2 protein-coding genes are annotated in these 8,617 nt (G+C 64.8%); both read left to right on the forward strand.

From position 1 onward, the window contains the following. Positions 1-664 (forward strand): phosphopantetheine-binding protein (locus EXW71_RS28585; RefSeq protein WP_167659710.1); only part of this gene is annotated, 664 nt, incomplete at its 5' end. Next, the coding region (locus tag EXW71_RS28590; protein ID WP_167659709.1) for a non-ribosomal peptide synthetase at positions 661-8,617 on the forward strand (7,957 nt) is incomplete at its 3' end. The genes EXW71_RS28585 and EXW71_RS28590, both read left to right, overlap by 4 nt.

Here is an 8,617-nt window from a genome sequence, read left to right on the forward strand (position 1 = left end):
GGATGACTTGACGGCCGAGCGCTTCCTGGCGGACCCGTTCAGCGGCAGCGGGCGCCTGTACAAAACCGGCGACCTGGTGCGTTACCTGGCCGACGGAAACTTGGAGTACGTGAGGCGCAATGACGATCAGGTCAAGCTGCGTGGCTTGCGTATCGAGCTGGGTGAAATCGAAGCGCACCTGGCGGCGCATGTCGCTGTCCAGGAAGCCGTCGTGCTGGTACGCGATGAGCGCCTGGTGGCTTATTACACCGGCGTGGCGGCCGAGGTCGAGGCGTTGCGCGCACATCTGCTGGCGCAGTTGCCGGACTACATGGTGCCGCAGCTGTTCGTGCACCTCGAGGCGCTGCCGCTGAGCCCCAACGGCAAGCTGGACCGCAAGGCCCTGCCGGCGCCGGACGTGGGAGCGCTGCGCACCCATGCCTACGAAGCCCCTCAGGGCGAAATTGAAACCACCATGGCGCGGCTCTGGACGGAGTTGTTGAGCGTCGAGCGCGTCGGTCGCCACGACAACTTCCTTGAGCTGGGTGGGCATTCGTTACTCGCGGTCAGCCTGATCGGGCGCTTACGCCAGGAAGGCATCGAGGCCAACGTCAAGGCGCTGTTCGAGCACTCCACACTGTGGGAATACGCTGCAATTACGGAAAGAATGGAGATGGTCCTGTGAGTGTTATCGAACTGTTGGCGACACTGAAGGAAAAGGATGTGCAACTGTCCGTCAAGGGCGATCAACTCGTGTTGCAGGGCAACAAGCTGGCCTTGAGCGAGCCGGGTGTGCTGGCGTCGCTGCGCGAGCATAAAGCCGCGCTGATCGACTTGATCAATGCCGGCGATTACTCGGCGCAGCGCACCGGGCACGTCGAGGTACCGGCCAATGCCATCCGCCCCGACTGCGCCCGGATCACCCCGGCTATGTTGCCACTGGTGAACCTGAGCCAGGCGGCCATCGACCGTATCGTCGCCACGGTGCCCGGCGGCACCGCGAATGTGCAGGACATTTACCCGCTGGCGGCGCTTCAGGAAGGGATTTTCTACCACCACGTCACGGCGCGCCAAGGTGACCTCTACCTGATGCGCTCACAGTTCGCGATCGCCACGCGGCCGCGCCTGGAGGCGTTTGCCCAGGCCCTGCAGCAGGTGATCAACCGTCACGACATCCTGCGCACCAGCATTGTCTGGGAGGGGCTGGATGAGCCGGTGCAAGTGGTCTGGCGCGAGTCGGAACTGATGATTGACGAGGTGGTACTCGACCCGGCTGACGGGCCGATTACCGAGCAGTTGTACCGACGCTTCGACACCCGCTCGATGCATATGCATCTGGGCCAGGCGCCGCTGTTGCGTGTGGTTTTCGCCGAAGACCCGGCCAACCAGCGTTGGGTGGCGATGTTGCTGTTCCATCATATCGCCATTGACCATGTGGCCATGCAGGTCGTGTATCAGGAGATCCACGCCTGTTTATACGGCAATGCCGAGCAGCTCGGCGCGGCGGTGCCGTACCGCAACTATGTGGCCCAGGCACGCCTGGGCACGACGGTGCAGGAGCATGAAGGGTTCTTTCGCGACATGCTCGGCGATCTGGATGAACCGACGCTGCCTTTCGGTCATCAGGATGTGCAGGGCGACGAGCAGGTGGGCGAGCAGGCCCATCGACTCGACGCCGAGTTGAGTCGGCGCCTGCGCGCCCAGGCCCGGCAGCAGGTGGTCAGCGTCGCCAGCCTGCACCATTTGGCCTGGGCCCAGGTGCTGGGGCGTATTTCCGGGCGTGACGATGTGGTATTCGGCACCGTGCTGATGGGGCGCATGGGCGGTGCTGAGGGCAGTGAGCACGGGCTCGGGCTGTTTATCAATACCTTGCCGCTGCGTCTGGATGTGGGCGCGCTGGACGTACAGGCGGCGACCAAGGCCGCCCATGTGCGCCTGACGCGCCTGCTGGGCCATGAACATGCGCCGCTGGCGCTGGCCCAGCGTTGCAGCGGCGTGGCCGCGCCTACGCCGTTGTTCAGTGCCTTGATCAACTATCGGCAGAGCCAGGCGGCGGTATCGAACGGGCCGCAATGGGACGGTATCGAGCTGCTTGGCGGCGAGGGGCGCAGCAACTATCCGCTGGTGCTGTCGGTGGATGACGTCGGTGAAGATTTCCACCTGACCCTGCAAGGCGTCGCCAGCATGCCGTTGCCGCGCATCCTCGGCTATCTGCTCACCGCGCTGCACAGCCTGGTCGATGCGCTGGAGCAGGGCCACGCCACGCCGATGCAGGCTTTGCCGATCGTGCCCGCCGAAGAGCGGCGCATCCAGTTGGCCGGTTTTAATGACACGGCCAGGGATTACCCGCGTGGGCAGACCATTCACGCCAGGTTCGAGGCCCGTGCGCTGGCGCAGCCGCAGGCGGTAGCCGTGCGCCAGGGCGCGCAGCAACTGAGCTATCAACAACTCAACGAGCGGGCCAACCAACTGGCCCGCCATTTGATCGAACGGGGCGTGGGCCCCGATGAGCGCGTCGCGATCTGTGCGCGCCGCAGCGTCGACACCCTGGTGGGCTTGGTAGCGATCCTCAAGGCCGGCGCGGCCTACGTGCCGGTGGACCCGGCGCACCCCCAGGAACGTATTGCCTACCTGTTGCAAGACAGCACCCCTGTGGCCGTTCTGGTGCAGACGGCGACCGCCGACCTGGTCACCGGGCTGCCGGTTCCGGTCATCGATCTGAATTCGGCTGCCTGGCACACCGCACCGGCCGACAACCCGCACGTGGCCGGCCTGACTCCGGCGCACCTGGCCTATGTGATCTACACCTCCGGTTCCACCGGCCAGCCCAAAGGCGTGATGGTCGAACACCGTACCCTGGAGAACCTGGTGAACTGGCATTGCGAGGCGTTCGACCTGCACGCCGGCAGCCACACCTCCAGCGTCGCCGGTTTCGGTTTCGACGCCATGGCCTGGGAGGTGTGGCCGGCTTTGTGCACAGGCGCGACCCTGCACCTGCCGCCCGCGCAGCAAGCCCATGAAGACATTGATGCGCTGCTGCAATGGTGGGTCGCCCAGCCGCTGGATGTGAGCTTCCTGCCGACGCCGGTGGCCGAGTACGCCTTCAGCCAGCGCCTGGAACACCCGACGCTGAAGACCCTGCTGATTGGTGGCGACCGTCTGCGTCAGTTCCACACGCCTCGGCGGTTCAAGCTGGTCAACAACTACGGCCCGACCGAAGCCACGGTCGTCGCCACGTCCGGCTTGATCGAGGCGGGCAAGCCCCTGCACATCGGCAAACCGGTGGCCAACGCGCAGGTGTACGTGCTCGATGCGCAACGGCAACTGCTGCCGCAAGGGGTGGTCGGCGAGCTGTATGTGGCCGGTGCCGGGGTGGCGCGGGGTTACCTGAACCGTCCCGAGATGAGCGCCGAACGCTTCCTTCGTGACCCGTTCAGCCGCGACCCGCAGGCGCGTATGTACCGCACGGGGGACCTGGTGCGCTGGCGCGAGGACGGCACCCTTGAATACCTGGGGCGTAACGATGACCAGGTGAAGATCCGTGGCGTACGGATCGAACTGGGCGAAATCGACAGCTGCCTGGCCGCCCACTCCCTGGTCCGTGAAGCGGTGGTGCTGGCGCGTGACGGGCGTCTGGTGGCGTATTTCAGCGCCGACGCTGCGCTGGACGTCGAGAGCCTGCGCGGCTTTGTCCAGGCGCAACTGCCGGAATACATGGTCCCTGTCGCCTATGTGCGGCTGGACCATATGCCGCTCACGGCCAACGGCAAGCTCGACCGCAAGGCCCTGCCGGAACCAGGGCTGGAGGCGCTGATCAGCCGCGGCTATGAAGCCCCGCAGGGCGAGGTGGAAAGCACCCTCGCGCAGATCTGGGCGGACGTGCTCAAGCTGGAACAGGTGGGCCGTCACGACAATTTCTTCGAACTGGGCGGGCATTCGTTACTGGCCGTCAACCTGGTGGAGCGCATGCGCCAGGCGGGCCTGAGCGCCGATGTGCGCGTGCTGTTCAGCCAGCCGACCCTGGCGGCGCTGGCGGCGGCGGTGGGTGCCGGCAACGAAGTGCGGGTACCGGCCAATCGCATCGAGCCCGGTTGCACGCAGATCACCCCGGACCTGCTGCCCCTGGCCACACTGGATCAGGCGAGCATCGACCTGATCGTCGCCGCTGTGCCCGGCGGTGCGGCCAATGTGCAAGATATCTATCCCTTGGCGCCGTTGCAGGAGGGCATTCTCTACCTGCACTTGTCGGCCGAGCACCGTGACCCGTACGTACTCACGTCACAATTCGAATTGGCGGATAACGCGCGGTTTCAGGCGTTTTGCCAAGCCCTGCAACAGGTGGTCGAGCGCCACGATATCCTGCGTACGGCCGTGCTCTGGGAAGGGCTGGAGCAGCCGATGCAAGTGGTGTTGCGCCATGCGCCGCTGCGGGTTGAGCCCTTCACGCCGGCCCCTGGCTCAACGCCAGTCGCCGAGCAATTGCGCGCCGAAGTGCGGGCGCGCTACGCCCGTCTCGATCTGAACCAGGCACCGCTGATGCGCGTGGTCTACGCCCAGGATGCGGCGCGCGGGACAATCGTCGCGTTCTTCGTGTTCCATCACTTGGTGCTGGACCACACTGCTGTGGAGGTGGTGCAGCATGAAATGCAGGCGTATCTGCTGGGCGAGGCCGACCGCCTGGGGGCGGCGGTGCCGTATCGCAACTACGTCGCGCAGGCGCGTCTTGGGGTCAGTGAGCAGCGACATGAAGCGTTCTTTCGCGACATGTTGGCGGACATCGAGGAGCCGACCCTGCCGTTTGGCCTCCAGGGCGTCGAGGACGACGGCGCGGATATCGACGAAGCCGAACTGACCCTGGACGCGGGCCTGAGCCGTCGGCTGCGTCTCCATGCCCGGCAACTGGGCGTCAGCCCAGCGAGCGTGTTTCACCTGGCCTGGGCGCGTGTGTTGAGTGTGGTCGCGCACACCGACCGCGTGGTCTTCGGCACGGTGATGATGGGCCGCATGCAGGGCGGAGACGGCGCCGATCGCGCGCTGGGCATGTTTATCAATACCTTGCCGCTGCGCATTGATATCGATGACCAGGCCGTGCAGGCGGCGGTCAAGACCACCCATGCCAGCCTGAGCGGGCTGCTCGGCCATGAGCACGCCTCGTTGGCGCTGGCGCAACGCTGCAGCAGCGTCGCAGCATCCACGCCGTTGTTCAGTGCCTTGCTCAACTACCGGCACAGTGCGCTGCCATCAGCGGCCGAGCAGGCCGAATACCAGCGCGCATGGCGCGGCATTGATGTGGTGGATGTGCATGAGCGCACCAACTACCCGCTGAGCGTCAGTGTCAACGACCTGGGCGAGCAGTTCAGCCTGAGCACATTGGCGGTTGCCGCGCTGGGCGCAGAGAAAATCTGTATTTACTTCAACACCGTCATCGAGCAACTGGTCGATGCACTGGACCATACGCCGTCTGCGCCACTCAACGGCGTGTCGATGCTGCCGCAGGCCGAGCGTCATCAAGTGCTGCAGGCGTTCAACGGCACTGTCAGGGATTACCCGCACACGCACACCTTGCATCGGCGGTTCGAAGCCTGTGCAGCGGCTGAACCGCAGTCGTTGGCGGCGGTGCATGGCAAGCAATCCTTGAGTTATGCGCAATTGAATCAGCGGGCCAACCGTCTGGCCCATCACCTGATCGGCCTGGGCGTGGCCCCTGGCGACCGCGTGGCGATCCTGCTGGAGCGCTCCGTGGACCTGCTGGTCAGCCAGTTGGCAATCAGCAAGTGCGCGGCGGTGTATGTGCCGCTGGATGTCAATGCACCACTGGACCGTCAAGGTTTCATGGTCGTGGACAGTGGCGCGCAATGGGTACTGACGGCGGCCTCCATCGAAGTGCCGGCGGGCGCTCGTCGCCTGGACCTGGACACCCTGGACCTGAGCGCTGAGCCCACGCATAACCCGGCGCTGGAGCAATCCGCGGAAACGGCGGCGTACATCATGTACACCTCCGGCTCCACCGGTACGCCGAAAGGCGTGTTGGTGCCGCACCGAGCGATCACACGTTTGGTGATCAACAACGGTTATGCCGATTTCAATCAGCACGACCGCGTGGCGTTCGCCTCCAACCCTGCGTTTGACGCCAGTACCCTTGATGTATGGGCGCCATTGCTCAATGGTGGCGCGGTGGTGGTGGTCAATCAGGACACGTTGCTGTCCCAGGCTGATTTTGCCGAGTTGTTGCAGGAGCAAGCCGTCAGCGTGTTGTGGATGACCGCTGGGTTGTTCCATCAATACGCCGAAGGACTGCTGCCGGTCTTCCCGCAGCTGCGTTACCTGATTGTCGGTGGCGATGTACTGGACCCGAACGTGATCGCTCGCGTACTCAAGGACGGCGCACCGCAGCACCTGCTCAATGGCTACGGCCCGACTGAGGCGACGACGTTTTCGACCACCCATGAGATTACCCGGGCGGACGAAGGCAGTATTCCGATCGGCCGTCCGGTGGGCAACAGCCGCGCCTACGTGCTGGACGCTCGCCAACAACCAGTACCGGTCGGTGTGACCGGCGAGCTGTACATCGGTGGCCAGGGAGTTGCCCTGGGCTATCTGAACCGGGCTGATCTGACGGCAGAGAAATTCCTCACCGACCCGTTCAACGAAGGGGCGCTGATGTACCGCACCGGCGACCTGGTGGCCTGGCGTGCCGACGGCACCTTGCAGTACCAGGGACGTAACGACCAGCAAGTGAAAATTCGCGGTTTCCGCATCGAACTGGGCGAGATCGAAACCCGCCTGGGCGAACACCCGCAGGTCAAGGACGCGATGGTTCTCGCCCGTGAAGACGAGCCTGGGCACAAGCGCCTGGTGGCGTACTTCACCGAGCGTGAAAACGTCGACATCCAATCATTGCGTGACCATCTGCAAGCGCAGTTGCCGGAGTACATGGTGCCATCGGCCTACGTGCGCCTGGACAACCTGCCGCTGACCAACAACGGTAAGGTCGACCGCAAAGCCTTGCCCGCGCCGGATCAGGACGCACTGCTCAGCCGTGGCTACGAAGCGCCACAAGGTGAAGTGGAAACCGTGCTGGCGCAGATCTGGGCGGATGTGCTCAAGGTCGAGCAGGTCGGTCGCCACGATAACTTCTTCGAACTGGGCGGCCATTCGCTGCTGGCCGTCAACCTGATCGAACACATGCGCCGCGCCGACCTCAGCGCCGACGTGCGCGTGCTGTTCAGCCAGCCCACCCTGGCGGCGCTGGCGGCTGCCGTGGGCAGCGGGCGTGAAGTGGCCGTACCGGCCAACCTGATTACGCCTGACTGCCTGCGCATCACGCCCGATCTGCTGCCCCTGATCACCCTGGACCAGGCGAGCATCGACCATATCGTCGCCCAGGTCCCGGGCGGCCTGGCCAACGTGCAGGACATCTACGCCCTGGCACCGTTGCAGGAAGGCATCCTGTATCACCACATCACGGCGGAGCAGGGCGACCCGTATTTGCTGCAGTCGCAAATGGCGTTCGACAGCGTGGAGCGTCTGCATCGCTTTGCCCGCGCCTTGCAAGGCGTGATTGACCGTCACGACATCCTGCGCACCGGGATTGTCTGGGAGGGCCTGAGCACCCCGGCGCAAGTGGTGTGGCGCCAGGCCGAACTGGCGGTGCAGGAGCTGGTGCTCGACCCGGCCGACGGCGACATCCTGAGCCAGCTGCATGCACGCTTTGATGCCCGGCATTACCGCCTGGATGTCAGCCAGGCTCCTTTGATGCGCCTGGCCTATGCCCGCGATGAACGCAACGAACGGACGGTGGCCGTGCTGTTGTTCCACCACACGGTGTTGGACCACACCGCGCTGGAGGTGGTCAGTTGGGAAATGGCAGCCGGCCTGTTGGGTTCCACCGAACCGTTGGCCACGCCGGTACCGTACCGCAACTACGTGGCCCAGACGCGTTTGGGCGGCGTTGAACAGGAACATGAAAGCTTCTTCCGCGAAATGCTCGGCGATATCGATGAACCGACCTTGCCCTTCGGCTTGCAGGACGTACAGGGCGACGGCAACACGGTGGCCGAGGTTACGCAGGTACTGCCGACAGACGTCAGCCGGCGCCTGCGGTCGGCGGCGCGCGCCATGGGAGTCAGCGTCGCCAGCCTGTTCCACCTGGCCTACGCCCAGGTGCTGGGTGCGGTTTCGGGCAAGCAGGATGTGGTGTTCGGCACGGTACTGGTCGGGCGCATGCAGGGTGGCCAAGGCGCTGACCGCGCATTGGGCATGTTCATCAACACCTTGCCGCTGCGCGTCGACCTCGGTGAGCACAGCGCACAAGACGGCGTGCGTGCGACTCATGCACGGCTGTCGGCGCTGTTGGGGCACGAGCATGCCTCGTTGTCCCTGGCCCAGCGTTGCAGTGGCGTGGCCGCGCCGGCGCCGTTGTTCAGCGCGATGCTCAACTATCGCCACAGCGCCAGCGATGGTGTGATGCACCAGACCCGTGACGCCTGGGTCGGCATCGAGACCCTGGCCAGCGAGGAGCGCACCAACTACCCGTTGGCGTTGAGCGTGGATGACCAGGGTGACGATTTCCGCTTGTGCGTGCAGGCCACTGCGGTGGATGCCGGGCGTGTAGTGGGTTATGTGCAGACGGCCTTGC

The sequence above is a fragment of the Pseudomonas sp. BCA17 genome (genome assembly GCF_004519405.1).
Taxonomy (GTDB): domain Bacteria; phylum Pseudomonadota; class Gammaproteobacteria; order Pseudomonadales; family Pseudomonadaceae; genus Aquipseudomonas.